Origin of the sequence: Rhodovulum euryhalinum, assembly GCF_004342445.1 — a bacterium.
GTDB classification, from domain to species: domain Bacteria; phylum Pseudomonadota; class Alphaproteobacteria; order Rhodobacterales; family Rhodobacteraceae; genus Rhodovulum; species Rhodovulum euryhalinum.
Genome location: NZ_SLWW01000014.1, coordinates 24,884 through 50,471, shown reverse-complemented (window position 1 = coordinate 50,471; position 25,588 = coordinate 24,884). Strand labels below are relative to the sequence as shown.

The 25,588-nt window shown below is 68.8% G+C and carries 20 protein-coding genes; 10 read left to right on the top strand and 10 right to left on the bottom strand.

Annotation, left to right across the window (positions count from 1 at the left end; translation table 11 throughout):
• The first annotated feature begins 2 nt into the window (after window positions 1-2).
• A complete protein-coding gene (locus EV655_RS15355; protein ID WP_132546245.1) occupies window positions 3-656 on the top strand; it encodes a YggS family pyridoxal phosphate-dependent enzyme in 654 nt (217 codons plus the stop codon).
• An 18-nt stretch (window positions 657-674) separates the two neighbouring features.
• Here EV655_RS15355 and EV655_RS15350 read toward each other — a convergent pair whose 3' ends face one another.
• Entirely contained in the window at window positions 675-1,169 is a 495-nt protein-coding gene (locus EV655_RS15350) for a L,D-transpeptidase family protein (protein ID WP_132546244.1), read from the bottom strand.
• A 138-nt stretch (window positions 1,170-1,307) separates the two neighbouring features.
• Between EV655_RS15350 and EV655_RS15345 the strand changes: the two genes are divergently transcribed.
• Window positions 1,308-1,490 (top strand): hypothetical protein, encoded by a 183-nt coding sequence (locus tag EV655_RS15345; protein ID WP_132546243.1) that lies wholly within the window; start codon window positions 1,308-1,310, stop codon window positions 1,488-1,490.
• 7 nt (window positions 1,491-1,497) lie between these two features.
• On the opposite strand, the gene ribA is transcribed toward EV655_RS15345, so the two are convergent.
• A complete protein-coding gene (gene ribA / locus EV655_RS15340; RefSeq protein WP_132546242.1) occupies window positions 1,498-2,574 on the bottom strand; it encodes a GTP cyclohydrolase II in 1,077 nt (358 codons plus the stop codon).
• 158 nt (window positions 2,575-2,732) lie between these two features.
• Here ribA and EV655_RS15335 point away from each other — a divergent pair, with 158 nt between their 5' ends.
• Window positions 2,733-3,419, top strand: a complete 687-nt coding sequence (locus EV655_RS15335; protein WP_132546241.1) for a response regulator transcription factor — start codon at window positions 2,733-2,735, stop codon at window positions 3,417-3,419.
• 87 nt (window positions 3,420-3,506) lie between these two features.
• On the opposite strand, the gene EV655_RS15330 is transcribed toward EV655_RS15335, so the two are convergent.
• Entirely contained in the window at window positions 3,507-4,910 is a 1,404-nt protein-coding gene (locus tag EV655_RS15330; protein ID WP_165905369.1) for a methyl-accepting chemotaxis protein, read from the bottom strand.
• A 163-nt stretch (window positions 4,911-5,073) separates the two neighbouring features.
• Here EV655_RS15330 and EV655_RS15325 point away from each other — a divergent pair, with 163 nt between their 5' ends.
• From EV655_RS15325 to EV655_RS15310, 4 genes are all read left to right on the top strand, one after another.
• Window positions 5,074-5,862: an exodeoxyribonuclease III gene (locus EV655_RS15325; RefSeq protein ID WP_132546239.1), complete on the top strand. Its 789-nt coding sequence runs from the start codon at window positions 5,074-5,076 to the stop codon at window positions 5,860-5,862.
• A 72-nt stretch (window positions 5,863-5,934) separates the two neighbouring features.
• Window positions 5,935-6,846: a thioredoxin gene (gene trxA, locus EV655_RS15320; RefSeq protein WP_132546238.1), complete on the top strand. Its 912-nt coding sequence runs from the start codon at window positions 5,935-5,937 to the stop codon at window positions 6,844-6,846.
• Window positions 6,847-6,873: 27 nt separating this feature from the next.
• Window positions 6,874-7,518, top strand: a complete 645-nt coding sequence (locus tag EV655_RS15315) for an LON peptidase substrate-binding domain-containing protein (RefSeq protein WP_132546237.1) — start codon at window positions 6,874-6,876, stop codon at window positions 7,516-7,518.
• Between the two features lie 26 nt (window positions 7,519-7,544).
• Entirely contained in the window at window positions 7,545-7,697 is a 153-nt protein-coding gene (locus EV655_RS15310) for a Trm112 family protein (RefSeq protein ID WP_132546303.1), read from the top strand.
• 18 nt (window positions 7,698-7,715) lie between these two features.
• Here EV655_RS15310 and EV655_RS15305 read toward each other — a convergent pair whose 3' ends face one another.
• Window positions 7,716-7,904: a DUF2783 domain-containing protein gene (locus EV655_RS15305; protein ID WP_132546236.1), complete on the bottom strand. Its 189-nt coding sequence runs from the start codon at window positions 7,902-7,904 to the stop codon at window positions 7,716-7,718.
• Window positions 7,901-9,451, bottom strand: a complete 1,551-nt coding sequence (locus EV655_RS15300) for an FAD-dependent oxidoreductase (RefSeq protein WP_132546235.1) — start codon at window positions 9,449-9,451, stop codon at window positions 7,901-7,903. Before EV655_RS15300 ends, EV655_RS15305 begins: the two co-directional genes overlap by 4 nt.
• Before the next feature lie 597 nt (window positions 9,452-10,048).
• Here EV655_RS15300 and EV655_RS15295 point away from each other — a divergent pair.
• On the top strand, window positions 10,049-11,224 hold the full coding sequence (locus EV655_RS15295) for an acetyl-CoA C-acyltransferase family protein (RefSeq protein WP_132546234.1): 1,176 nt from the start codon (window positions 10,049-10,051) through the stop codon (window positions 11,222-11,224).
• A gap of 90 nt (window positions 11,225-11,314) precedes the next feature.
• On the opposite strand, the gene pbpC is transcribed toward EV655_RS15295, so the two are convergent.
• Window positions 11,315-13,354: a penicillin-binding protein 1C gene (gene pbpC / locus EV655_RS15290; RefSeq protein WP_132546233.1), complete on the bottom strand. Its 2,040-nt coding sequence runs from the start codon at window positions 13,352-13,354 to the stop codon at window positions 11,315-11,317.
• On the bottom strand, window positions 13,351-18,789 hold the full coding sequence (locus EV655_RS15285; RefSeq protein ID WP_132546232.1) for an alpha-2-macroglobulin family protein: 5,439 nt from the start codon (window positions 18,787-18,789) through the stop codon (window positions 13,351-13,353). The genes pbpC and EV655_RS15285 overlap by 4 nt, the downstream gene beginning before the upstream one ends.
• Window positions 18,790-18,930: 141 nt before the next feature.
• Here EV655_RS15285 and EV655_RS15280 point away from each other — a divergent pair, with 141 nt between their 5' ends.
• On the top strand, window positions 18,931-21,513 hold the full coding sequence (locus EV655_RS15280; protein ID WP_132546302.1) for a hybrid sensor histidine kinase/response regulator: 2,583 nt from the start codon (window positions 18,931-18,933) through the stop codon (window positions 21,511-21,513).
• A gap of 98 nt (window positions 21,514-21,611) precedes the next feature.
• On the opposite strand, the gene yaaA is transcribed toward EV655_RS15280, so the two are convergent.
• From yaaA to EV655_RS15265, 3 genes are all read right to left on the bottom strand, one after another.
• Window positions 21,612-22,388 carry a peroxide stress protein YaaA gene (yaaA, locus tag EV655_RS15275; protein WP_132546231.1) on the bottom strand — a complete coding sequence of 259 codons (777 nt, stop codon included), beginning with the start codon at window positions 22,386-22,388 and terminating at the stop codon, window positions 21,612-21,614.
• 61 nt (window positions 22,389-22,449) lie between these two features.
• Window positions 22,450-24,492, bottom strand: coding sequence for a DNA helicase RecQ (recQ, locus tag EV655_RS15270; RefSeq protein WP_132546230.1), 2,043 nt, complete (start codon window positions 24,490-24,492; stop codon window positions 22,450-22,452).
• Window positions 24,493-24,572: 80 nt separating this feature from the next.
• Complete coding sequence (locus EV655_RS15265; RefSeq protein WP_132546229.1) at window positions 24,573-24,863, bottom strand: YggT family protein; 291 nt, start codon at window positions 24,861-24,863, stop codon at window positions 24,573-24,575.
• Window positions 24,864-25,002: 139 nt separating this feature from the next.
• Between EV655_RS15265 and EV655_RS15260 the strand changes: the two genes are divergently transcribed.
• Window positions 25,003-25,536: an acyl-CoA thioesterase gene (locus tag EV655_RS15260; protein ID WP_132546228.1), complete on the top strand. Its 534-nt coding sequence runs from the start codon at window positions 25,003-25,005 to the stop codon at window positions 25,534-25,536.
• The last annotated feature ends 52 nt before the right edge of the window (window positions 25,537-25,588 follow it).

Here is a 25,588-nt window from a genome sequence, read left to right as displayed (position 1 = left end):
GGATGGGCCTGAAAGAGATTCGTGAACGGTTGGCGGCGGCCGAGACCAAGGCAGGGCGGGCGCCCGGCTCGGTCATTCTGATCGCGGTGTCGAAGGTGCAGCCGATCGAGCGGGTCGAGGCGGTGCTGGAGACCGGCCACCGGATCTTTGGCGAGAACCGCGTGCAGGAGGCAGCGGGCAAGTGGCCGGCGTTGATGGAGCGCTATCCGGGGGTCGAGTTGCACCTGATCGGCCCGTTGCAGAGCAACAAGACCCGCCAGGCGGTCGACCTGTTCGACGCCATCCATTCCGTCGACCGGATCAAACTGGCCCACCGTCTGGCCGACCACGCGCAGGAGCGGGGGGCGTGTCCCGACCTGTTCATCCAGGTGAACACGGGCGAGGAGCCGCAGAAGGCTGGCGTCCTGCCGGGCGAGGCGGATGCCTTCGTGGCCGAATGTCGCGCGCTCGACTTGCCCGTCCGGGGGCTAATGTGCATCCCGCCGGTGGACGAACCACCGACGCCGCATTTCGCGCTGCTTGCGCAGATCGCCGCACGGAACGGTCTGACCGGCCTCTCGATGGGTATGAGCGACGATTTCGAAGAGGCGATCGCGCTGGGCGCGACCCATGTGCGGGTCGGCTCGGCGATCTTCGGGGCCCGCGCCTACGGCTGAGGCGGCGGCGCTGCGCGGTCAGCGGATGATCAACCTGCTCTCCGGCATCAGCCTTTCCACAATCCAGCGCAGGTGATCGGGGGCAAGCGCGATGCAGCCCTCGGTCGGATGGCGCGGCTTGCGCCAGCGGTGGACGAAGATCGCCGACCCGCGCCCCGGTTCGGCGCAAGGCCAGTTCCAATCGGTGACCAGCACCAGGTCATAGAGGGGATCGGCCCGGCGCAGCCGTTCATGGCTGTGAGGATAGGGCGCGCGCACCATGTGGTTATAGTCCGCGTGTCCCGGGTCGTCGGACCAGAGATCCATGGGTCCGATCGGAACGGCCCAGGGCGCCGGCCGCGCCATCCTGTCGGGGCGATAGAGCATGCCCACGATGCGGTGGACGCCCCGCGGCGTCGCGCCGTCGCCCTCGCGCTTGTCATCCGTCACACCACCGCGCCCGATGGACCGGGGAAAGCTGCGTCCGGCAAAACGCAGGAGAGTCGGGGTCAGAACCAGGTCGGTTGCACGCATGATAGGCAAATTGCCCCAGCTCCCCGGCAAGAGGAAGGGGGCTTGAGGTCGATCAAGCGCACAACCGGTACCAACGTGCTAGGCTTGGCTTCGGGCAGGCACTGCGGCCTGCATGAACATGACGAAAGGAGGTTCGAGATGGAAACGGCCAAGGTGATGGACTACGCCCGCTCGCTCCTGGCAGCCCATGGCGACAAGGCGCAGGCAGAGGCCGCGCAGAAGGCCGCCGCGCATGAGGCGGCCGGCGAAACCGGCGACGCAGAGACCTGGCGCGCGATCGAGGCGGCGATTCGCCAGATGCGACCGCCGCACCAGGGTTGATCCGGCCCTACAGAAGGTGCCCGGACTTCTCGGCCTTGGTGGCGAGGTAGCGGGCGTTTTCGGCCGTGTGCCCGACCTTGAGCGGCACGCGGCCAGTCACCTCGATGCCGTTTGCGCGCATCATCTCGATCTTGGCGGGGTTGTTGGTCATCAGCCGGACGGCCAAAAACCCCATCTCGCGCAGGATCGCCGCGCCGATGCGGAAATCGCGCTCGTCATCCTCGAAGCCGAGCCGGTGATTGGCCTCGACCGTGTCAAAGCCCTGATCCTGAAGGGAATAGGCCCGCATCTTGTTGGCCAGCCCGATCCCGCGGCCTTCCTGGTTGAGATAAAGCAACACGCCCGCGCCCTCGGCCCCCATCTGGGCCAGCGCGGCGTTCAGTTGCGCGCCGCAATCGCACTTCAGACTGCCCAGAAGGTCGCCGGTGAAACAGGCCGAGTGCAGCCGCGCCAGCACCGGCTCGGCCCGCGGGGGGCTGCCGATCTCGACCACGTAATGTTCCTCGCTGCCATCGGCGGGGCGAAAGACATGCAGCCGCGTGGCGCGTGACACCGCAAGCGGTACCCGCGCCGAGACCACCTCGGAAAGCGTCGTTGCGTCGGCCAGCGCCGCTGCGGCCTCGGCCAGAGTGACGCGGGTAAGCCCATGGGCCATGGCGAATGCGACGGCCCCCGGAACCTCGACCGCCAGCACCGCGGGCAGAAGCCGGGCGGATTTCACCAGCCCGATCGCCGCGCGATGCGCCGCTGCGTCGCCCTCGCGCAGCGTGACGAAGGGGCCGAGAAGCGGGTGGCTCAGGTCATCCGCGGGCTCGGCCACGGAACGCACCCAGTCCGGGCCGACATCCGCAGGCAACCGCAGCCGGGCGATGTCGCCGTCATAGGGCCGTGCCTTCAATGTCACCGCGCGCCGCGCCGTGATCGCCAGCACGGCAGGACCAAGCTCGCGCAGCGCCGAAAGCCGCGCTGGCGTCAGCGTCTCGGCCGCCGCCACCAGAAGCCCGTCAACCACCACGGGAACGCCCATGCGCAGGTCGCCACGCGCGCGCGCGATCCTTTCGGTGCTGTCGGGGCCAAGGGGCATGGGTGGTCCTTTCCGTGGGGCCGGGTGTAGCGCCAAATCCGACAGATATGAAACAAAACTCTTCCCCGCCACACGCTTGCGTGAAAAGCCTGTTGCAAAACTTGTGCGGCCTGCCCCCGTGCACATCTGGTCGCGGGGACGTGACAGGAGGGAGAAGCATGAGCAACCTGAAGAAAATCCTGCTGGTCGATGACGACGACGACCTGCGCGAGGCGCTCAGCGAGCAACTGGTGATGACCGAGGATTTCGACGTGTTCGAAGCCGGCAACGGCGCCGAGGCGATGGAAAAGGCCAAGGCCGCGATCTACGATCTGGTGATCCTGGACGTCGGCCTGCCCGACACCGACGGGCGCGAACTGTGTCGGCGGATGCGCAAGCAGAACGTCAAGTGCCCGATCCTGATGCTCACGGGCCATGACAGCGATGCCGACACGATCCTGGGGCTGGACGCAGGCGCCAACGACTACGTCACCAAGCCGTTCAAGTTCCCCGTCCTGCTGGCGCGTATCCGCGCCCAGTTGCGCCAGCACGAACAGTCCGAGGACGCGGTGTTCCAGTTGGGGCCGTACACGTTCAAACCGGCGATGAAGATGCTGATCACCGAGGACGAGCGCAAGATCCGCCTGACCGAGAAGGAGACCAACATCCTGAAATTCCTCTACCGCGCCTCCGAGGGCGTGGTCGCCCGCGACGTCCTGCTGCACGAGGTCTGGGGCTACAACGCGGGGGTCACGACCCACACGCTGGAAACCCATATCTACCGGCTGCGCCAGAAGATCGAGCCCGATCCGTCGAACGCGCGGCTGCTGGTCACCGAGTCGGGCGGCTACCGGCTGGTGGCCTGAGGCGCCGCGGACGCGGTTGGGCGGCCGCATGGCGGGCAAGGCCGCCATGTGGCTGCGTCTGGCGGGCGAACGGCTGCACCGTCCAGATCAGAACCGGTAGGCCAGCCGCAACCCGCCCCAGTGTCGTCCCTTGACCGCGATCGGCGCGGACAGGTCCTTCATCAGCACGAAGTCGCCCCCGCCCATGTCGCGGCGGTAGATCTGGATCAGGAACGGATCCTGCGACCGTCCGGCCCGCAACCCCACACGGTCGCCGAAGATCCGGCGGTTGCGGCAGTTCGCGGTGTTCCACACGGGGTCGTCGCCCTGCGGCCTGGAATATTTCCGGTTGTGGGTAGGCAGATAGCCGTTGCGGTCGACCGCCGCGCAGAACACGATCCGGGGGTCGAGGTCCAGCGCGGGTTCCTGGACCGACGGCAGCAGGGCGTCGGTCAGTGCGGTATAGGGCGCCATGACCTGTTGCGGATCGGTGTTGGGGATCGGCGCGTAGCGCTGGTCGAACAGGGCGCCCGCGCCAATCTTGCCGCTGTCGACGGCCGCCTCGAAGATCTGGCCGATCTGCGCGGCGGTCTGGCGCACGAAGTCGATCAGCGTGGCGTCGGCATGGGATGCCCCGGCAAGGACCGAGTTCTGCACCACCGTTTCACCCATCGTCACAAGGCCGTCGACGCGGGCCCGCGCCTCCTTGACCCCTTCGGCGGTCCGGCGCGTGGTCCCGACCAGCTCGTGGAAATAAGGCGCGAAACTGTCATTGGCAGCACGCACCTCCTGGGCGCGTCCCGCGATGTCCAGCGCGGCGGCCCGCGTCATCTCGACCGAGCCGGTCATCCGTCCCAGCATCTGGTCGGTCTCGGTGGCGGCCGATAGCACCGCCCCGGCATCGCCGGACGCCTTGCCCGCCTCGGTCTTCAGCGTGACGATCGTTTCCCTCAATCCCGAGATCGCCCGGGAAATCTTGTCTGCCGCGGTAGCGGTCTGGTGCGAAAGCTGGTTGATCGCCTCGGCCACCACGGCAAAGCCGCGGCCCGCGTCGCCTGCCCGCACCGCCTCGATCTTGGCATTGATGGCGAGGATGTTCACCTGTTTGGAAATGCTCACGATCTCGGCATTCGAGTCGTGCACCGAACTGAGTGTGCCGACGACATCGGCCATCCGGGAGTCGACAGATTGCACCCAGGCCGCCAGACTCTGGCTGCGCCGCCCGGTATCGCGCAGCAGCTCGGCCGAGCCGGAGACCGCCTCCATCGTCTCGTCGACGGCGCCCGCAACCTGGTCGACGGCGCCCTGGACACGGTCGTTCGCGGCGGCAACCGAAGACGCGGCCTCGTGTGCGGCCTTGATATGGCTGAGTTGCGCTTCCGCTGCGCTTTCGAGGTCGTCCAGAAACGCTGCGACCTCGACGATGTCGCGGCCGAGCACCTCGCCGGTGCAAACCAGCGCATCCAGGTAAGCTTCATTCTCGCGCCGGTCAAAGCCGGGATCAAGGGGCATGGCACGTTCCATCCTTCGGGCGCCCCCTTTGTCCCACCAGAGACTTTCTCAGACGTTAATGCCCGATGATCTGCACCTGCGCCGGGACACCGGCCGGCGGCCCCTTGAGACCCGGCAACAAGGCCACTAGCCTGCGCCCGGTTGCCCCGGACCGGAGACCCCCATGCCCGTCACGCTTGCCACCTGGAACATCAACTCGATCCGCCTGCGCGAGACGCTGGTCAAACGCCTCTTGACCGAGGAGGCGCCCGACATCCTGTGTCTGCAGGAATGCAAGAGCCCGGTCGAGAAGATGCCGCTCGAGACGTTCCGGGGATTGGGCTACGGGCATGTCGTGGCCCGCGGGCAGAAGGGCTACAACGGCGTCGCGATCCTGTCGAAACTGCCGGTGGAGGACGCGGGCGATCTGGATTTCGCCGGGCTGGGACATGCCCGGCACGTGGCCGCGCGGCTGGAAAGCGGGGTGACGATCCACAATTTCTACGTGCCCGCAGGCGGGGACATACCCGACCGCGCGGTAAACGAAAAGTTCGGCCAGAAGCTCGATTATGTACGCGAAATGCGCGACTTCTTCCGTGAAAACAGGCCGGAAAGGGCAATCCTCGTGGGGGATCTCAACATCGCCCCGCGCGAAGATGACGTCTGGAGCCACAAGCAGCTTCTCAAGGTGGTCAGCCATACGCCGATCGAGGTCGAGCATCTGGCCGAGGCGCAGGAGGCCGGCGGTTGGGTCGACGTCACCCGCGCCGACATCCCCGAGGGCAAGCTCTACTCCTGGTGGTCCTACCGCGCGCGCGACTGGGACGCCGCCGACAAGGGGCGCAGGCTCGACCATGTCTGGGCCTCGCCCGATATCGCTCTGGCCGCCCATGGCAGCCGCATCTTGCGCGCCGCCCGTGGCTGGGACCAGCCTTCGGATCATGCGCCGGTCTTCGCCTGTTTCGATCTCTAGGACTTCGGCCTTGGGTTTTGCCTCGCAAACCTCATATAAGGCGCAAAATCTCTGAAACACGGAGACGGTGACATGCTGGAACTTGGCGGCTCTTCGAAGACGGCCCAGCCGCAGGGCGACCTGATCAAGGAAATCTCGGAAGCGACCTTCATGGAGGACGTGATCGACGTCTCGAAAGAGGTGCCTGTGATCGTCGATTTCTGGGCGCCCTGGTGCGGGCCGTGCAAGACCTTGGGTCCGATGCTGGAACAGGCGGTGACCGAAGCCGGCGGCAAGGTCCGCATGGTCAAGATCAACGTGGACGAGAATCATCAGGTCGCCGCCCAGTTGCGCATCCAGTCGATCCCGACGGTGTATGCCTTCTTCGAGGGCCAGCCACTGGACGGCTTTCAGGGTGCCTTGCCGCAATCCGAGATCCGCGCCTTTGTCGAGCGCGTGGCCGCCGCGGCAGGCGATGGCGGGCTTGGCGAGGCGGTCGAGGCGGCCGAGCAGATGCTGGCCGAGGGCGCCGTGGTCGATGCTGCGCAGACCTTTGCCGCGGTTCTGGGCGAGGATCCGACCCACGCGGGCGCCTATGGCGGGCTGATCCGCGCGCACCTTGCCCTGGGAGAGATCGACCAGGCCGAGGGGCTTCTGGCCTCGGTCCCGACCGAGGTCGCCAAGGCGCCCGAGATCGAGGCCGCCCGCGCCCAGATCGCCCTTGCCCGCCAGGCCGCCGAGGCGGGCCCCGTGGCCGAACTGCGCGCCGCGGTCGACCACGATCCCGACGACCATCAGGCGCGGTTCGACCTTGCCAAGGCGCTGCACGCCTCTGGCAAGGTCGAGGAGGCGGTGGACGAATTGCTGGACCTGTTCCGCCGCGACCGCGAGTGGAACGACGGCGCGGCAAAGGCCCAGTTGTTCACCATCTTCGACGCGCTCAAGCCGCAGGATCCGATCGTGCTGAAAGGCCGCAGAAAACTGTCGTCGATGATATTTGCCTGACGGGGATCGCGGCCTAGCTTGCCGGATATGATTTCATCGGCCGACCTGCCCGACACGATCCCCGTCTTCCCGCTTCCGGGCGCGTTGCTGTTGCCGCGCGCCCGGCTGCCCCTTCACATCTTCGAACCACGCTATCTGGCGATGTTCGATGACGCGCTGAAAACCCCACATCGACTGATCGGCATGATCCAGCCGCGCGAGGTGCCCGGCGGGGGCGAGCGCAGGCTTCATGCGATCGGCTGTGCCGGCCGCGTGACCGCGTTCTCGGAAACCGAGGACGGGCGCTACATGATCACGCTGTCGGGCGCCTCGCGCTATCGGATCACGCGCGAGGTGTCGGGCTTTGCCCCCTATCTCAAGGCCGAGGTCTCCTGGGACGGCTTCGCCCGCGATCTTGGTCCAGGCGAAGACGATGCCAGCTTTGACCGCGTGCGGTTCCTGAACCTTTTGCGGCGGTTCTTCGCAAGCCGCGATCTTGCCACCGACTGGGACAGCCTGAAGGAGGCCGAGGACGAGCTTCTGATCAACTCGCTGTCGATGCTGTGCCCATTCTCGCCCGAGGACAAGCAGGCGCTGCTGGAGGCACCCTCGCTCTCGACGCGGCGGGAAACCCTGGTGACGTTGATCGAGTTCGCACTGAGAAGCGGTACCGACGAGGAGACGATGCAGTGAACGATGCCCCCCACGCCGACCGCAGGATGCTGGAATCGCTGGTCTGCCCCGTGACCCACGCAACGCTGGCCTATGATGCCGAGCGGCAGGAACTGGTATCCAAGGCGGCCGGCCTTGCCTTTCCGATCCGGGGCGGCATCCCGATCATGCTGGTCGACGAGGCGCGCAGGCTGGACTGATCCGGCCGGGCCGGAACCTCACCGCGCCCGGGCAAGCTCCAGTGCCTCACGCAGGATCTGGCGATCCCCGATATGGTTGGCGAGGATCAGCACAAGCTGGGCGTTCAGCGCCTGGCTCTGCGCCTCGGTCAGCCCCCGATGGGCGGCCAGCAACTCGGCATAGAACGCGTCATGGTCGTCGATATTCGGCGTCGCGATCAGGCTCACGGCCGCCCCTCCCAAAGCGCGGCCAGCGCCTTCCTGACCTGCCGCGCATCGGCCTCGATCCAGCGCGCGGCGATCACCTGGTCGGGGCGCACCAGATAAAGCGCGCGCTCGGCATCCCCGAGATAGCGTTCGGCCACCAGATCATTCACCTCGATCCGCAGCACGGGCACATCCAGCCCCGCGGGCGCGTCGCAATTCACGGCCAGCAGCACGACATCCCGGCCCAGCGCGTTCAGCAGCCAGCCATTGCCCTGCGGCGCGTCGGGCGCGACGGCACCGGGCCGCGACACGGGCGGCAAGGCCGGGTCATCGGGCGCGGTCGTGGCATAGACGCAGGGCGTGGACAGCCGCCCGGAATTGACCCAGCCCCGGGCAAAGGGTGCCTTGCGCGCCAGCGCCAGAACCTGGTCGCGGAACAACCGCTCGGCGCCGTTCGCGGGGGTCATGAAACGCGTGGCGCGGCTGGACTGGACGATGTTCTCGTCGGCGGCCTGCACCCGCTCGCGGTTGTAGCTGTCCAGCAGGCTTTCGGGCGCCCGGCCGTCCAGCACCGCGGCAAGCTTCCAGCCCAGGTTGTCGACATCCTGCAATCCGCCGTTGCCGCCGCGCGCTCCGAAGGGCGAGACCAGATGGGCGCTATCGCCGGCAAAGATCACCCTTCCATGGACAAAATCCTTCAGCCGCCGGCACTGAAAGCTGTAGATACTGACCCAGTCCAGCTCGAAATCGGGGCCAACCACCTTCTCGATCCGGGGGATGACCTTCTCGGGCTTCTTCTCTTCCTCCGGGTCGGCATCCGGCCCAAGCTGCAGGTCGATCCGGTAGACATTGTCCGCCTGACGGTGCAACAGCGCCGACTGGCCGTCGTGGAACCCCGGCTCGAACCAGAACCAGCGTTCCGAGGGCAGGTCCCCCTCCATCTCGATATCCGCGATCAGGAACCGTTCCTCGAACAGTTCGCCATCGAAATCGAGGTCAAGGATCGCCCGGATCGTCGAACGCGCACCGTCGCAGGCGATGACGTAATCGGCGGTCAGCGCATAGTGTCCGTCGGGTGTCTTGACCGTGACATGGACCGTGTCGCCGGTCTGGTCGATGCCGGTGACGCGGTTTCTGAACCGCAGGTCCACCAGCGGCTCGGCGAGTGCACGCTCGGCCAGGAACGCCTCGACATGATATTGCTGAAGGTTGACGAAGGGCGGCATCCGGTGGCCCGGCTCGGCGGCGAGGTCAAAGCTGAAGATCTCGTCGTCACCGTGGCAGACCCGGCCGACGCTCCATGTCGCCCCCTTGCCCAGCACCTTGTCGGCGACCCCCAGCCGGTCGAACAGCTCGAGGCTGCGCTTGGACCAGCAGATCGCGCGCGACCCGACCGAGACCACATCATTGTCGTCCAGCAGGACCGAGGGCACGCCGCGCGCCGCCAGATCCAGCGCCATGGCCAACCCGACAGGCCCCGCACCGACGACGATCACCTTGTGGCGCGGCTCGGGCGTCGTCAGGCCGGGCGGCGCGACATAGGGGAATGGCTTGTAGTCATAGGGCATCCGCGGACCTCCCCGCGATCGGCGTCAGGATGGACCCCGTCGGGCTGACGCACGGACAACACCGGGGCGCGCCCCGGCCGGGACCCTTGGACATAGCGTTCTCCCACACCGGTTCTTGTTCTTGTCCGCTATCCGGCTGTTAACCTCTGCCAGCCCGCGTCAAGCTGCAACCGGTTTTTTCGTCCGATCGGCCGGGGCGGGGTCGGCAACCGCGCCAAGGCCCGATGCCGCCCGGTGCCCCGTTTTCAGGCCACCGTCAATGTCGGGTCAAGGCCGGGGATGGAAACGCTCAGTCTCCACCACCGCAATCCCCGCCCCCGTCGCTGTTCGCGTCGCAATCCCAGCCCCGTCCCGCATAGGTACCGCCGACACCACCGGTTTCCCGCCGCCGTCCCGGCGATGCCTTGGCCTGCGGCGGTCCGCACGGCCCGGCGTCCTCGTTGATGGCGGTTCTCCCTCGGCACCAACGGGCCGGCGCCCCGGGGAAACGGTATCGCCGCTTGCGGCAGGCGGTCACGAAACCGGAATTCCGCGCTGGCCAAGGACGTCCGGCCGGGCAAGACTGCCGCAACGGCACATCCGGGGAGGAATCGGCCCATGACCGGCATCGTCATCCTGAGCGGCGCGCGCACCGCCATCGGCACCTTCGGCGGCGCCCTCGCGGGCACGCCACCCATCACGCTGGGCGCCATCGCCGCCCGGGCCGCGCTGGAACGCGCGGGCGTCAAGGGCGCCCAGATCGGCCACGTCGCCTTCGGCCACGTGATCAACACCGAGCCGCGCGACATGTATCTCAGCCGCGTCGCGGCCATGGAGGCCGGCATCCCCGAGACGGTGCCCGCGATGAACGTGAACCGGCTGTGCGGGTCGGGGGCACAGGCCATCGTCTCGGTCGCGCAGGCGCTGATGCTGGGCGACGCCGAGTTCGGGCTGGCGGGCGGCGCCGAGAACATGAGCCGGTCGCCCCACATCCTGCCCGCCGCGCGCTGGGGCCAGAAGATGGGCGACGCGGGCGCGGCCGACATGATGCTGGGCGCGCTCAGCTGCCCCTTCGGCACCGGGCACATGGGCGTCACCGCCGAAAACGTGGCCGCCGAGCACGGGGTGTCCCGCGCCGATCAGGACGCCTTCGCGCTGCAAAGCCAGGAACGCGCCGCCTGGGCCATCGCCGAGGGCCGCTTCGACGCCCAGATCGTCCCGGTCGAGGTGACGGTCCGGCGCGAGACAGTGGCCTTCAAGGTGGACGAACACCCCAAGGCCACGACCCTCGACGCGCTCGCGGGGCTGCGGCCGGTGTTCCAGAAGGACGGCAGCGTGACCGCGGGCAACGCCAGCGGCATCAACGACGGCGCCGCGGCGCTGGTACTGGCGCGCGAGGCGGCGGCCGAGGCGGCGGGCCTCAAGCCCATCGCGCGGCTGCTGGGCTATGCCCATGCCGGGGTGCGGCCCGAGGTGATGGGGATCGGGCCGGTACCCGCGGTCGAGGCGCTGCTGGCCCGGACCGGCCTCAAGGCCGACGATTTCGACGTGATCGAAAGCAACGAGGCCTTCGCGGCCCAGGCCATCGCGGTCAGCCGGGCGCTGGGGCTCGACCCCGCCCGGGTGAACCCGAATGGCGGGGCCATTGCGCTGGGCCACCCGGTCGGCGCGACCGGGGCGCTCATCACGCTCAAGGCGCTTTATGAACTGGAGCGGATCGGCGGCAAGCGCGCGCTGGTGACGATGTGCATTGGCGGCGGGCAGGGCATCGCGCTGGCGCTGGAGCGGCTCTAGACGGTTATCCAGTGGAGGCCCCTTCGGGGCCAAGTCTTTCAGGGCGCGCGCCTTGCGGCGCGCGTTCGAGTATTTCGACCAAGAAGAAGCTCAGGGGACGAAGAAGACCTCTGCTCTTGCAGCGTGACCATTGGCGTCGATCACCGAGAGCGTCAGGAACCCGGCGCCGGGCGCGGCGAGTTCCGTTTCGCGGTGGCGCAGCCCGGTCAGCACCGGCGCTCCATCGGCCAGCAGCGTGAAGGGCGGCGTGCCGCCGTCGAGCCTGACCGGCAGGCGGGCGGCATCGAGCGGCAGGCGCGCCCCGTGCGGGGGAAAGCCGATACGGGGGCCCGACCTGTCCGACCCGGACGCGTCGCGCCGATCGAAATGGCGCAGCGGCGGCGGAAGCCCGGCATTGGCGGCGATCAGCGTGCCCGGCGGTGGAGGCGGCAGCGGATCGGGCGCGGACTTCAACCGCGCGAAGGCCTCGAAGAGGAGCGGCGCGGCGAGATCGGCCCCGAAGGCCCCTGGCACCGGGGTTCCATCGGGGCGGCCCATCCACACCGCGATCACATGGGCCCCGTCGAACCCCACCGCCCAGGCGTCGCGGTAGCCGTAGGAGGTGCCCGTCTTGAAGGCGATCCGGCGCTGCGGCGCAGTCGGGGGCGCGGGCACGCCGCGCAGGATGTCGGCCACCTGCCAGGCGGCCTCCGGTGGCAGCACGGCGGAGCCAGGGGTGTCGCCCGGCGCGTCGGAACGCCAGTGCAGGTCGACCGCGCGGCCGCCATTGGCGAGTGCGGCATAGAGGCGGACAAGGTCTTCGAGCGTGAGCCCGAGCCCGCCCAGCGTGATCGCGAGACCGGGCAGTTCGCCGGGGATCGCCGGACGGATACCGGCCCGTTGCAGCCGAGCGATCAGACGGGCCGGGCCCAGCGCCTCGGCCAGCGCCACGACGGGGATGTTGCGTGAGGCTTGCAGCGCCTCGCGCACCGGAATCGTGCCGCGATAACTGCCGTCGAAATTCGCCGGGCGGTAGGCGCCGAAGGCGGTCGGACGGTCCTCGATCAGCGTTTCGGGATGGGCCAGCCCCTCGGCAAAGGCAAGGCCGTAGACCAGGGGTTTCAGCGTCGAGCCGGGTGAGCGGAGCGCAGCGGTCATGTCGACATAGCCCGCCCGCGCGGTGTCGGTGAAATCAGGGCTGCCGAGATGGGCAAGGATCTCGCCCGTGCGGTGGTCGGCAACTATGAGGGCTGCGGAAAGCTGGGCTCCGAGGGGCGCAACGGTGCGCCGGAGCAGGGACTCGAGCCGGGTCTGCAGCGCGGCATCGACGGTCAGACGGTGCAGCGGTGCAAGCGGGTCGGCCGCGCGGGTGCGGTCGGCAAGGTGCGGCGCGAGCGCCGGGAAGGGTTGGCGGACCGTGGGCACGGGGGTTCGGACGGCCGTCTCGGCCTCTTCGGCGGCCAGAACGCCCGCCCTGGCCATCCGCGCAAGAACGCGGTCACGGGCGGCACGGGCGGCGGCGGGGTCGCGGTCGGGGCGGCGGGCCTCTGGCGATTGCGGAAGCGCGACCAGCAGCGCGGCCTCGGCCGGCGTCAGCCGCCGGGGCGGCTTGCCGAGCCAGGACAGGCTGCCCGCACGCAGGCCTTCGAGGTTGCCGCCGAACGGCGCGCGGTTGAGGTAAAGCGCGAGGATCTGGTCCTTGGTCAGCCGCCGTTCCAGCGCCAGCGCCACGCGCATCTGGCGCAGCTTGCCCGCCCAGTGCCCGGTGCCGCTGTCCTCCAGCAGCCGCGCGACCTGCATCGTCAGCGTCGAGCCGCCCGAGACCACACGGCCGTGGCGCACCGCCTGCCCTGCCGCCCGGGCAAGCGCCAGCGCGTCAACGCCGTTGTGGCGGCGGAAACGGCGGTCCTCGTAGGCGATCAGCATCGCCAGGTAGTCCGGGTCCACCGAATCGAGACTGATGGCAAGCCGCCAGCGCCCATCGGCCACGGTATAGGCGCGCAGCAGATCGCCGGTCCGGTCGAGCACCTCGACCGAGGCTTCCGCCACCAGCGGCGGCAACTCGGTCGCCGCGATCCAGTTGTCGGCCGCGTCCCGTGCTGCCGCGACAAGCCCCAGCGCGGCAACAAGTATCAGCGGCAGCCGCCTCATTCGGTGACCGTCGCCCGGCCCGCATCGGTCCAGGCGCGCCGGTCGGGGCGGTACATGTCCTCGACACTGGCCGCGGGGTGGCGGTAGGTGCCGGGAGATGTCGCGCGCAGGATATAGGCCAGCCGGAACGGGTTGTCCGAGCGCAGGTCCACCGCGGCCAGGAACCGGTCCTGCCGGAACTCGGCATGGGTCGCCTCGACGGTCAGCCCCAGCCAGTCCAGCGCGCGGACATCGCCCGCCCGCAGGAGGTTCGGATTGTCGATCTCGAACCCCGCGGGCAGCGGGTCGGCGATCATCAGTCGCGCCTCGGTCGGCTCGAAGGGCGTCACTTCGAGAACCGTCACCAGCCGCGTGCCCGCAGGCACGGTGTCCATCGTGGCGGGCTTGCCCTCCAGCGTGTAATGCCGCCGGGTGATGGCAAAGCCGTTGCCCCCTGCGGGTTCGGCCATCTCGGGCACGCCAAAGGTGGTGACCGTCAGGGTTTCCTCGGCCCCGCTGGCGTTGGCGATCACGGCCGGGGAGTCGCCCTCGCGCAGCATCCGCACCAGCGGGCCGTCGAGGGGCGCCCCGTTCAGGGTAAACCCCGCGCCGCCTGGCCGGTCGATCAGTGCGTGGGCGGCCAGCAGCGTCCAGACCGCCTCCTGCGTGGATCGGGTGCGGCCCGGGGCGGCGACGAAATCGGCAAGCGCCGTGCGATTGACCGCGGCGCTGCCCGCCTCGGCCGCCAACGCCAGAAGCCCCGCGGCATCGCGCAGATCGGTGCCGTAATCGGTACGCCAGAGAGGCTGTTCGTCGGTGACCATCCGCACCCCCATCCGGCCCGCGGCATGGGCGAACATCGCGTCGGCCCGCACCGGGTCGCCATAGGCGGCCAGCGCCGCGCCCAACTGGCCTGCGGCCAGCGGGGTCGCGAAGGCCCGGCCCTTGACGTCGGCATAATAGCGCAGGTCGGCCATCGCGGCGGCCCCTTCGCGGGCCAGAACCATCAATGCATAGGCAATGTCCTCGCCACCTTTGTCGAAATCGGGGGCAGAGTTCACATGATTCCTGAGGTTGTCCAACGCCGAGCGGAAGGCATGGCCGGGCACGTCATGGCCCTGCGCCCGGGCGCGGCTCAGGAAATCGGTGACATAGGCGTCCAGCCAGAAATCGCCCGAGTCCGGCCGCCAGAGACCAAAGGATCCGTTCGGCGCCTGGTTGGCAAGCACAGCCGTGATCGCCCGGTCGACGCGCTTGCGCAAGTCGTCGCGCGCACCCAGCCCCATCGCCTCGGCCATCTCGTCGAGATAGAGCAGAGGCAGGGCCTGCGAAGTCACCTGTTCGGTGCAGCCATAGGGATAGCGGTCGAGTGCTGCCAGGAGCCCCGCCGCATCCAGCCGCGCGATGGGCCCGATCGCCAGCGTCGCCCGACCGGTCCCCGGCAGGAAACCCGTGAACAGGACCTGATCGGCGGTGAACCGGTCGCCGTCGGCCAGCGTGAAACGCGAGGTGCGCATCACCTCGGGGTCGGTGACGTCTACCGGCAGGGAAAGCCGCTTGACCAGCACCCTGCCGTCCGGGGTGGTCAGTGTCACGGCGATCTCGTGCAGCCCCGGATCGCCTGCGGACAAGGGGACCGAGACGATCGCCTTGCCCCCCGCCGCAAGGTCAAGACCCGACGGGATCGCGGCCACATCCAGCGCCACGCCGGAGGCGGTGACGTCAAGCCCCATCCGCCCCGCCGGGCCCGTCGCATGTACGATCTCCAGCAGCAGGCGGCTTCGGTCGCCGGGCCCGAGAAAGCGCGGCAGGCTGGCGGTCACAACCACCGGGTCACGCACCAGCACCTCCGCCTCGGCCTGCCCGACACCGGTCTTCGACCAGGCCACCGCCATCAGCCGCACGGTGCCGTTGAAGGCGGGCAGGTCGAACCGGGCGCGGGCAAGGCCATCGGGGCCGACCTCGACCGGCCCCGCGAACAGGGCGACCAGATCCTCGGTGGGCGGCGGGGCCTGCATGCGCGCACCCGCGCCCGCATCGCCGCCCGATCGCACCTGGCCCATGTCGCCGCTCATCCCGTCGATGAGGCGGCCATAGAGATCGCGCAGCCCCATCCCCAGCCGGCGCTGGCCGAAATAGTGGTCATCCGGGTCGGGGCTTTCGAAACCCGTGAGGTTGAGAATCCCCAGGTCGACCGCGGCAATGGTGGCGTGCGCCGTCTCGCCCGGCTGGACGCCCTCTACCCTCAGCACGACATCAAGCGGCTGCCGGGGCGCGGCCTCGGCGGGAACCTCGAAGGTGGCGCGCAGCCGGTGCGGGCCGGGATCGACCGTCGCATAGGCAAGGCCTAGCGCCCGCGCGGGGTTGCGGCCCGCGTCCACGTCCATCGGCCGGATCAGCGTGACCGCAACATAGGCCCCGGCCCCCCAGTCATCGGTCACGGGCAAGGTGACGGTGTTCTCGCCTGCCACCAGGTCCACCGGAACCATGTCGATCAGCCGGTTCGACATGACCGTGACCAGCGCCTTGCCGGGGTGGCGCGGCACGATCCGCAGCGTTGCGGTCTCGCCCGGCCGATAGGCGGGCCTGTCGAGAGAAACCTCCAGCATGTCGGGTGTGCGGGTGGTGTCGGCCGGGGCATACCAGCCCGCGAAGAAATCAACCGCCGCCTCGGCATAGGGGCCATCCAGCCGTTCGACCACCAGTTCGTAGCGGCCCCATTGCACCGGGGCCGTCAGCGACAGCCGCCCACCCGCCAGCACCGCCTCGCCGCCGGTCACGCGCGAGCGGGTGGTGATCGGCTCCCATGCCCAGTCGCCATCCATCTGGTACCATTGATAGCGCGTTTCGACCCGGTTCAGCGCCCATTCGACCCGCATCTCTTGCGGGGTGCCGTCCGAGCCAAGGCCGAGCAGGTCGAACCCGGCCTCTGCACCCTCGCCGACGACGCCCTCGAACAGCGGCCGGATGCCGATCAGCGGCGCCTCGGGCGCCACGGCGCGGGTCAGGCGGCGCTCGACCGGGCGGCCCGAGCCCTCGGACAGGCGTACCATCACCTGCGCCTCAAGCGGCTTTCCCTCGGCCTCGATCGCGGGAAAGGCAAGCGGGACCGCGGCGCGGCCGCCATCGTCGGTGCGCGGGCCACCCTCGATCACAGTCAGCCGGGGGGAGACACGGGCGCCATAGTGGCCAAAGCGGAACCCGGGATAGGCGGGCAGCGTGTCGGTCGCCAAAAGCCGCACCTCACCCTCGATGGGCAGGTCCGCCCCGGTGGCACCGAACAGATAGCGGGCCTCGATGCCCAGCACCGGCCGGTCCGACAGGCGCAGCGGCGCGTCGGGCAGCGTCAGGTCGAAATCGATCCGCTCGGGCAGGAAATCCTCGACCAGCAGCTTTTGCGCAGCGAGCGGCGGCGCCTCGGGATCGGCATGGACAGCCAGCGTCCAGGTGCCACGGGGGGCGTTGCCTGCAACCGGCAGCGCAAAGACATGCCCGCCCGCAACGCCACCCGGCGACAGCGCGCGGACATGTTCCACCCCGTCCGGCCGGATCAGGATCGCGGTCAGCGGCAAGCCCTCGATCGCCTCGGCCCGACCGTCGCGGGTCAACGCGGTGGCGCGCACCGTCTCGCCCGCACGATACGCGCCGCGGTCGGTCGACAGGAAAACGTCGATGGGCGGCGCGGGCGGGCGGCCCTCGACGCCACGATCCGAGAGGTCGAATTCGGGATCGGTCAGCGACAGGAAGGCCAGATCCGCCTCGCCCTCCTGCACCGTCACCAGGGCGGGCGCCGCCCCGGCCTGCCCCCGCATCAGCCCAGGAGCGAACAGGACATAGCCTTTGGTATCGGTCGTAGCGGTTCCCAGAACGCGGTTGGCGCGCGACAGCAGCGACACCGTTACCCCCGCCTTCGGCCCGGCGGTGGCCAGCGACCGGACGAAGACATGCAGCCCGTCCGTCCCGTCCATCGTCGCGAGTCCCAGGTCGGACAGGACGAACCACTGCATCGCGGCGGGTTCATCGTATGGGTTGGCCCCCGGGATCGCGGCCTGCAACGCGTAGACTCCCGCGGGCAGCCCCGCGATGGCCTCGGACAGGGGCAGCCGCGTGGTCACGTCGCGGTTCAGATCCATGCCCACCTCGCCGGTACCGGACCAGACCTCCTCGGCCATGTCGCCGGAAAACGTGTCCTGCTGCCAGGCCGAGATCGGGCGGCCGAAATAGCCGTCCTGCATCACGCGAAGCAGGTTGCGATCGGTCATCCGGTACAACCGCAGGTCCAACCGGTCGGCGTTCACCGTGACCACGGGCAGCGCGGCCTCGCTGGCCCTGGGCAGCACATAGGCCCGGCCCGGAAAGCGCACCGAGGGGATGCGGTCGCGCACATATTGGGTCAGTTCGACCGCCTTGGTCAGCACCTCGCCGCTTTCTGCGGGCAGGCCGGGGCGCAGGGTCAGCCGGTAGCGTTCGCCATGGCGGACACCCGAGACGCAGATCTGCCGGTCCTCGGCCGTGACCGCAAGCCCCGGTTCGGGCAGTTGCACGAAGGGCGCGAAATCGGCGCCCCGGGCCAGCGGCTCGGAAAACCGGGCGCAGATGCGGGGGCTGGGCGCATCGCTTTCGACCTGCGTTTCCACCACGCGGAACCCGTATTTCCCGATCGCCCCTTCCAGCCGCAGCGCGATGTCGTCGCGGGGGGCCAGCGCCTGCGCGAGCCGCAGCGCCGGAACCGTCTCGCGCCCGCGCCCCAACCCCTCGAGCGATTCTGCCATCACCACCAGTGCCTGCGCCCGGGTGGCGGGGGCGACGCTGCGCAGATAGCCGTTGATCGCGGCCGACAGCGACCGGCCAAGCGCCGCGCGCCGTTCATCGGGGTTCTGCGCGGGCAGAGCCCGCGCCAGGGTGGCGTATTCAACCCAGAGCGCACCGGTATCCGCCAGCACGACCGCGGCCCCGGTAAATCCCAGCGCGTCTGCGGTGCGCCCTTCGGCCCGGGCGCGGGCCGCTGCCGCCAGCCAGGCGTCGATCGGCTGGCCGTTCACATGGTGGCGCTGTGGCAGCGCCTCGGCCTGCGCGCGTGCGGCTTCGATGTCGGAAGGCGTCAGAAATCCCAGATCGACCGCCCGCTGGGCCGCGGCGGCGAGTACACCCGGATCCGTCCGCAGCACGACCGCCGACAGCGCGCCCTGGTAGGGTTCGCTCGCCGCGACGCCCGCCTTGGGGAAACAGGCGTTCGAGCGGGTATTGAAGGTCAGGGCACCGCAGGCCGGATCGTTCAGGCAGGCCCGCGCGCAGGCCTCAAGGGTCGTGTCGAACAGGCTGCGCAGATCGCCGCCAGGGAAGTCGACATCGCGCGAGATCGCCAGGCGCTTTTCTGGCACCGGGTCCGGGACGGGCTGCGCCAGGGCGGGAAGGGTCAGGACCACGAGGGTCAAGAGGGCGGCAAACCGGCGCATCACGGCCTCCTTCTGCGCTTCTCCTCGCGCAGCGATGCTGGCATGCCCCCGCCGCGATTGGCAACGATTCCTCCACAGGCGTTAATCGGCTGTTCACCCCGTTTCTGTCACATTGCTCGAAACCACGTGGAGAACCCGCGCATGGACATGCCCGAGAGACTGGCGAACGAGCGCCGAAAACGGTTGGCCGCCGAACGCCTTCTCGACCAGAAAAGCCGCGAACTGTTCGAGGCGAACCGCCGGCTCGCCCAGCACGCGCGCACCCTGTCGGACGAGATCATCGAGACTCGCCAGACCGCCGAGGAACTGCGCGGGCAGAATTCGCTGGTCCTGTCGGAACTGGCCGAGGTCTCGCAAGAGGCCGATGTCGCCAAGCAGCGTCTTTGGGATTCGCTGGAAACCGTCAAGGACGGTTTTGCGCTGTTCGATGCCCAGGACCGGCTGGTGATCGCCAACCGCGCCTATCTGTCGGTGTTCGACGGGCTCGAGGCGGTGATGCCCGGGGTGCGCTATGACGAGATCGTCCGCCTGACCGTCGAGGAAGGGATCGTCGACATCGGCGACCGCGACCCGTTGGGCTGGATCGAGAACATGCTGACCCGCTGGCACGAAGAGCCGGTACCGCCGCGGGTCATCCGGCTGTGGAGCGGAGACTACATCAAGCTTGTCGACCGCCGGACGCCCTCGGGCGACATGGTGTGCCTTTCGATGAACATCACGGAAATGATGCGCATGTGGGCCGCCGTCGAGGCGATCCCCGACGGATTCGTTCTGTACGACCACGACGACCGGCTGGTGATGTGCAACGACCGCTACCGCGATTTCTACGCCGAGAGCGCGCCCGCGATGCAGCCCGGCAACCGTTTCGAGGACATCCTGCGGTTCGGGATCGAGAAAGGTCAGTATCCCGAGGCGCAGGGCCGCGAGGAGGAATGGCTGTCCGAGCGGCTGAACCGCCACCACAGCCCCGAAGGCATGATCGAACAGCGGCTGGCCGACGGCCGCTGGCTGCGCATCCTGGAGGAACGCACGCCCGATGGCGGCCTCGTGGGTCTGCGCGTCGACATCACCGAACAGAAGCGTCAGCAAGAGGCGCTCGACCGTGCCCGGGTCGCTGCCGAAGCCGCCAACCGCGCCAAGTCCGCCTTCCTCGCCAACATGAGCCACGAGCTGAGAACGCCCATGAACGGCGTCGTCGGCATGGCCGAGCTGCTGTGCGAGACCGAGCTCAACGAGGAACAAAGGCTCTACTCGCAAACCATCAAGGAATCCGGCGAGGCGCTCTTGAGCCTGCTGAACGATGTGCTCGACTATTCCAAGATCGAGGCGGACAAGCTGCAGCTTCACCCCGAGCCCTTCGATCTGGAGCGCACGATCTACGAGATCGTCATGCTGCTGCAGGCACCTGCGCGGGACAAGCAGCTTGATGTGCTTATCGACTATGACATGTTCCTGCCGACCTGGTTCACCGGCGACCGCGGCCGCGTCCGCCAGGTGTTGACCAACCTGATCGGCAATGCGGTGAAGTTCACCGCGCAAGGGCACGTGCTGGTCCGGGTCGTCGGCTTCGAGGTCGAAGAGGGTGCGGTCCAGCAGGTCCATATCACCGTCGAGGATACCGGCATCGGCATTGCCGAGGATATGCAGGAGCACATCTTCGGCGAGTTCAACCAGGTCGAGGACCAGCAGAACCGCAAGTTCGAGGGCACCGGGCTGGGGCTTGCGATCACCAAGCGCCTGATCGAGATGATGGGCGGCGAGATCTGGCTGGAATCGGAAAAGGGCGAGGGCGCCTGCTTCGGCTTCCGGCTTCCCTTGCCGGTTGCCGAAGAACGCGATGCACTGCCCTCGCCGCAAACCGCAGAGGTCCGCCACGTGCTTGTGGTCGATGACCAGGAGGTGAACCGCACGATCCTGGAACGCCAGCTCTCGCAACTCGGCCTCGATGTGACCTGCCATGTCACGGCCGAAACCGCGCTCGGCGACGCCGCGTCCGCCGACCTCATCCTGACCGACCACCGGATGCCCGGCATGGACGGCTACGCCTTTGCCAGGGCGCTGCGGCGGTCGGGCTATGCGGGCCCGATCCTTATGCTCACCTCGAACCCGTCCCACCTTGGAAGGACCGGCGAGAACGCGGAATCCGGAATCGACCTTGTCCTGCAGAAACCCGTGCTGCGCCGCGCGCTCTACGAGGCGATCTCGACCGTGACACCGGCGATCGCGCCCAAGCCGGTGCCGCCGCTGCGGCAGATGCGCGTTCTGGCGGCCGAAGACAACCGCACGAACCGGCTTGTCCTGCAGAAGATGGTGTCGGGGCTGAATGTCGACATGCGGTTCGCGGCCGACGGAAACGAGGCGATCGCCGCCTTTCGCGACTCACGGCCCGACCTCATCTTCATGGACATCTCGATGCCCGAATGCGACGGCAAGGAGGCCACCGGCGCGATCCGCCGGATCGAGGCCGAGGAAGGCGATCTGCCAGTGCCGATCGTCGCGCTGACCGCCCATGCGCTTCAGGGCGATGCCGAAGAGATCCTCGCGGCAGGGCTCGACGCCTGCCTGACCAAGCCGCTGCGGAAAAGCGACATCCTCGGCACGATCGAGGCGCATCACCCCGAGACCTGTGCGCCGCTTCATCCGGACGCGCCCGAAGCCGGGACCGATCCGGCCGCCGCACCTGACGGCGACGCCGAGGCCCAGCCGCGTCTTCGCGCGATCTAGGTTGCGATCCGCACGGAAATGTGTGCGCATCAATCCCGCGGCGCGCAGCAAACCCTTTACCCGCACCGGTCGACCCGGCTGGCCCGCACGGGCGAGCGTCAGTCCTCGGCTTCGCCGCGCAGGAACACGGGCCGGTCCGGTTCGGACATCTCGGGCATGTAGCGGTAGCCGCCCGTGTCGAAATCGCTCAGGCTTTCGGGATCTGTCAGCCGCCGTTCGACGATGAAGCGCGCCATCGCGCCGCGCGCCTTCTTGGCGTAGAAGCTGACGATCGCCGGTCCGCCGGGGCGATCCTCGAGGAAGACGGGCGTGATCACCCGGAGCGACAGCGCCGCAGCATCGACTGCGCCGAAATATTCCCGGCTTGCGCAATTCACCAGGACATCGGTCCCCGCCCCCCGCGCCGCGTCGTTCAGCACATGGGCCAGCCGGTCGCCCCAATAGGCATAGAGGTCCCCGCCCTTCTCGGTCTTCAGCTTTGATCCCATTTCCAGCCGGTGGGGCTGGATCGCGTCGAGCGGACGCAACAGCCCGTAGAGCCCCGACAGGATGCGCAGCCGGTCCTGGGCGACGCGCAAATCGTCGGCGTCCAGCGAGGCGGCCTCGAACCCGGCATAGGTGTCGCCCGCGAACATCAGGACCGCGGGCTTGACCGCCTCGGGGGCGGGCGCGGCGGCGAAATCGCGGAACCGGTCGGTATTCAGCCGCGCGAGCTTGTCGCTGATATGCATCAGCTTCGTCAGGTCTGCGGGGCTCAGCGCGCCTGCGACGCCCGCCAGATGCACTGCATCCTCGTGAAAGGCAGGCAAAGTGGGGGCGATGCCGTCCACCGGCGCAAGGTCCAGCCGTTTCGCGGGCGAGATGACGACGAGCATGGGGCACCCCTGTGCGATGGATCGGCCGGACAGATAGCAGACCGGCCGGGGCCGTCCAGCCTCAGTCCTCGGCCAGCACGTCCAGAAAGGCCTGGCCGAAGCGGTCGGCCCGGCGCTCGCCCAGGATGCGGGTCATCGTGCCCATGTCGCGCGGCCGCAGTTCGGCCAGCTTCGCGACCAGAGAGGCCGAACAGGACAATGGCTTGTCGAGCCCGCCCTCGCCGCGGGACAGCCGGGCCTGCACCGCCATCAGCCGGTCGAAGAGATCGCCCGCATCCCGGCCCGCGAGCCTGCGCCGCGCGGGGTGGGGCAGCGTGGCCGTGACCCCGGCGACGACCTCCAGAAACGCCGCGCCATAGCGTTCCAGCTTGGTCGCGCCCACGCCGCCGATCCGCGCCATCTGGTCCAGCGTCGCGGGGCGTTTCTCGGCCATCTCGATCAGGGTGCGGTCGGTGAAGATGATGTAGGCGGGCACACCGGCAGCCTCGGCCAGCGCACGCCGCTTGGCCTTCAGCGCCGACAACAGCGGCGCGTCCTCGTCCGAGACCAGCGCCTTGACCACAGGGCGCGCCTTCTCGGCGGCGATGGTGTCGCGGCGCAGTTCGATCCGCGCCTCGCCCTTCAGGATCGGGCGCGCGGCATCCATCATCCGCAGCGCGCCATGGCGCTCGGGGTCGGGGCGGACGAGGTCGCGGCCCATCATCTGCCGGAAGACCGCCTGCCAGCCCCGCCGGTCGAACTCGCGCCCCACGCCGAAGGTCGGCAGCCGGTCATGGCCGCGGGCGCGGATCTTGTCGGTGGCGGTGCCGGTCAGGATGTCGACGAGATGCCCGGTGCCAAAGCTCTCGCCCGTGCGCAGCATCGCCGAAAGCGCCTTCTGCACGGCTTCGGTCGCGTCGAAGCGTTCGGGCGGGGTGTCGCAGAGGTCGCAATGGCCGCAGGGCTCGGGCACGGTCTCGCCGAAATAGCCCAGCAGGGTCTGACGGCGGCAGCCGGGCGCCTCGGCCAGGCCCAGCAGCGCGTTCAGCCGGCCGTGATCCGCGGCGCGGCGTTCGGGCGGGGCGGGGCTTTCGTCGATCTGGGCGCGGCGCAGGCGGATGTCCTCGGGGCCGTAAAGCGTCAGCGTCTCGGCCGGCGCCCCGTCACGGCCCGCCCGGCCGATTTCCTGGTAGTAGGATTCGATGGATTTCGGCAGGTCGGCATGGGCCACCCAGCGGATATCGGGCTTGTCGATCCCCATGCCGAAGGCGACCGTCGCCACCACGATCAGCCCGTCCTCGGCCTGGAACCGGCGTTCCACCTCGCGGCGCTGCCCGGCCTCCATCCCGCCGTGATAGGCGCAGGCGCTGTGCCCGGCCTCGGCCAGCGCCTGGGCCAGGCTTTCGGTCTTGGCGCGCGTGGCGCAATAGACGATGCCCGACTGGCCGCGGCGCGCCGCGGCAAAGGCCAGGATCTGGCGTCGGGGCTGATCCTTGGGCGAAAAGGCAAGGTGGATGTTGGGCCGGTCGAAGCCCCTCAGGAATGTCTGCGGCGCCGCCCCGTCGAACAGCCGGGCCACGATCTCGTCGCGGGTTTCGGCATCGGCGGTGGCGGTGAAGGCGGCAAGCGGTACGTTCAATGCCCGGCGCAATTCGCCGATCCGCAGGTAGTCTGGGCGGAAATCGTGGCCCCACTGGCTGACGCAATGGGCCTCGTCCACCGCGATCAACCCCACGCCGATCCGGCGCAACAGGCTGAGCGTGGCACCCGATGCCAGCCGTTCGGGCGCCATGTAGAGCAGTTTCAGTGCCCCCGCATCGAGCGCAGCAAAGACTTCGCGAGTCTCGTCCTCGGTGTTGCCAGATGTCAGCGCGCCCGCGGCGACGCCCGCTTCGGCCAGCCCGCGCACCTGGTCGCGCATCAGTGCGATCAGCGGCGAGATCACCACCGTCACGCCGTCGCGCATCAGCGCGGGCAACTGAAAGCACAGCGACTTGCCCCCGCCGGTCGGCATGATGGCCAGCGTGTTCCGCCCCGCGGCCACCGCGGCCACGATCTCTTGCTGACCCGGCCGGAAGGCGTCGAATCCGAAGACGGAAGACAGAAGGTCCTGGGCGCCGGCCATGGTCCCAATCGGTTTTCGGAGGAGTTGCCCGGTTCTCCGTCACCCCACCACTTCAGCGTGGGGTGACCGGGTGAACCGCCTCAGTACAGGGACATCGCCACCGAGGGCAGGATGATGTCGCGCAGCGCGATGATGATCACGAAGACCACCAGCGGCGCCAGGTCCAGGGCGCCCGTATTGGGCAGAATCCGCCGGATCGGACTGTAGAGCGGTTCGAGCAGGCGGCTCAGACCGTCCCAGATCTGCATCACCACCGGCTGGCGCGTGTTCAGCACCTGAAAGGAGATCAGCCAGCTGAGGATGATGTGGACGATCATGATGAAGAACACCACGTCGAGGATAAGGTCCAGCACACCAAAGATTGCCATCATGTCGGGGACTTTCCGGATCGGGAATGGTCCCTGACAGGTAAGCCGGTCACGCGCGCGGCGCAACCGGCTTTCCGCAGCGTTTCCCCTTGACGATCCCGGCGCCCCGCGCGACCCAGTGCCCGCCGACCGGAGCAAGCCGATGTATCCCTTCCTGCGCCTCGCCAAGGAATTCCACGTCCACCGCAACGCGGCCCCCCTGCCGCTGACGGGGATGCACGTTTCGCGCCATGTCTGCTGGCCCTGGGATCTGGACCTGTGGATGGAGTTGAACAACGGGCGCACGCTGACCTTGCTGGACCTCGGGCGGCTGCCCCTGGCCAAGCGGGTCGGCCTGATCGCGGCGCTCAAGGCGCAGCGCTGGGGGCTTACCATGGCGGGGGTGACGGTGCGCTACCGGCGGCGGATCCGGATGTTCGACCGGTTCGAGACGCGAAGCCGCTGCATCGGCTGGGACGCGCGGTTCATCTATATCGAGCAGGGCATGTGGCGAAAGGGCGAGTGCGCCAACCACGCGCTTTACCGCTCGGCGGTAACGGACGCGAACGGCATCGTGGCGCCCGCCCGGGTGATGGAGGCGATGGGCCTGGACGTGGCCTCGCCTCCCTTGCCCGGCTGGGTGTGCGCCTGGATCGAGGCCGAGGCGTACCGGCCCTGGCCGCCGATGGCCGACTGACCAACGGTCATCTGCGCAGTTGCGCGGGTGGCGAAAGGCCTGTCTTATGCCT